The sequence below is a fragment of the Candidatus Darwinibacter acetoxidans genome (assembly GCF_041936445.1).
In the GTDB taxonomy this organism is placed as follows: domain Bacteria; phylum Bacillota; class Limnochordia; order Darwinibacteriales; family Darwinibacteriaceae; genus DTU010.
Window position 1 is genome coordinate 1 of record NZ_JBHGXH010000053.1, and the last position, 1534, is coordinate 1534.

Annotated in this window: 1 protein-coding gene; it reads left to right on the plus strand. The window is 55.7% G+C overall.

Annotated features, from left to right (window positions below):
* Positions 1-128 precede the first annotated feature (128 nt).
* Positions 129-1445, plus strand: a complete 1317-nt coding sequence (locus ACE4YL_RS02185; RefSeq protein WP_461369089.1) for an MFS transporter — start codon at positions 129-131, stop codon at positions 1443-1445.
* Positions 1446-1534: the final 89 nt, after the last annotated feature.

Here is a 1534-nt window from a genome sequence, read left to right on the forward strand (position 1 = left end):
TTCAGCCTGTTCCTGCGCTGAATCCGCCTGGAGGCTGAAGGATTACCCATCCCCAGCCAGTTCAGGGGCTGGCCCAGCGGTGATAGACTGAGTGCAGAGACTAGAACAGATAGGGGATGGGACTAAAGATGGAGAAAAAGACTTTAGGACAGCGGTTGTTCATCAACAGGGATTTTGGGCTGCTCTTTTGGGGACGTTTGGTTTCCCAAGTGGGAGACGGCATTCACTATCTGGCCCTAACCTGGCTGGTTCTGGACCTTACCGGTTCTGGGACCGCCTTGGGCACACTGCTTTTGGTATCGTCTCTGCCCATGGTGCTCCTGGCTCCCTTCACCGGGGTACTGGCAGACCTGTGGGATCGTAAGACCATCGTGGTATCCATGGACGTGGTGCGGGGGCTGGTCATCCTGGCTCTGGGCTTCATCCACAAACAGGGTTATCTGACCATGCCCATCCTATACGGAGCCACCGTCTTATCTTCGCTCTGCGGCGTGCTCTTCGGCCCAGCCATCTCTGCGGCGGTACCGGGACTGGTCAAGAAAGAAGAGCTGGTCAAGGCCAACTCTTTAAACAGCCTGTCCAGGGCGGCAACGCAGATTATCGGGCCTGTAGCCGGTGCCTTCATCCTTGGTACAACTGGTTACTACGGCGCCTTTTTGATAAACGGAACCGCTTTTCTGCTTTCCGCCCTATCGGAGATGTTCATCCGCTTCCCCAAGCAGTCCAGGCAGGGGGTACAGGCGGCTGAGCTTAACCCAGCGGCCCAGTTTTTCCGCAGCTTCCAGGAGGGCTTCCACTATATGTGGCAGAATGCAGGTTTGAGGACGCTCATCCTTTTCGCAGTAGCCCTCAACTTCCTATCTGCTCCGTTGTTCAACGTGGTGTTTCCCTACTTCGGCAAGGAAGTCTTGCTCTTGGAGGCTAAGCAGTACGGAAATCTCCAAGCCATGCTTCCCGTGGGCTTTCTCATCGGCACCGGTCTGATCGGCTACATGACCAAGAAATACCGTAAAGAGTCTCTGCTGTCCAGCGGAATCATACTCCAGGGCGGTATCTCCGTCCTGCTGGGTGCTTTGGCCCTGCCGTCAGTCTATGGCAGCGTGCCCTTGCTTTGGCTCTTGGCAGCCATGTCTGCGGGGTTTCTGCTCATCGGGGTACTCAACATCTTCATCAACGTGCCCTTCCAGGTGACGCTGCAGGAAACGGTGCCGGATCACTATCGAGGTCGGGTTTTCGGACTCCTGGACAGCATGGTTCAAATGCTGGTGCCGCTTTCCATGGGCCTTTCCGGCGTGTTGGTGGACAACTTCTCCGTTGCTAGCTTGTTCGCCTTTTCGGGGATAGTGGTGGCCGTATTGGGCTTTGCCATGGCCCTGTCCCGCAACATCAAGCTGCTTTATGCCCAGGGGGAAATGGCTGAAGCGGAGGCTGTCGCGGAACTATAACTAGAGGAGAAATGGAGTGGTAGAAGTGATCATCAACGTACGCACCAATCAGGGACAGCAGTTCATTGACATCACCAGCCAGGTGAGGA